Source organism: Methylobacterium frigidaeris (assembly GCF_022179185.1).
GTDB classification, from domain to species: domain Bacteria; phylum Pseudomonadota; class Alphaproteobacteria; order Rhizobiales; family Beijerinckiaceae; genus Methylobacterium; species Methylobacterium frigidaeris.
In genome coordinates this window covers 1-256 of sequence record NZ_BPQJ01000253.1, presented here as the reverse complement: position 1 = coordinate 256, position 256 = coordinate 1, and the positions used below count along the sequence as shown (strand labels likewise).

Annotated in this window: 1 protein-coding gene; it reads left to right on the top strand. The window is 74.2% G+C overall.

Annotated elements, in window-relative coordinates; all coding sequences use genetic code 11:
• Positions 1-35 precede the first annotated feature (35 nt).
• Positions 36-256, top strand: a 221-nt coding sequence (locus tag MFF64_RS37050) for a DUF742 domain-containing protein (RefSeq protein WP_238194042.1), incomplete at its 3' end; no start/stop codon positions are given.

Sequence of the window (256 nt, the reverse complement as noted above, 5' to 3'; positions counted from 1 at the left end):
ACCCGCTCGATGAGCCGGAAGGGTCGTCCGACGAGATGACCGACGACACGACGGGCGCCCGGCCCGAACAGGGCAGCCAGTGGTCTGCCGGCGAGGCCGGGCCCCTGGTCCGCCCGTACGCCATGACGCGGGGCCGGACCACCGGCACCGGTCAGCACCGCCTGGACCTCATCGCCGTCGTCGTCGTGGAGCCGCGGGCCGACGGCCCGGAGGACAACCGCACGCTGTCGCCGGGAGACGTCGACACCGTCGTGCT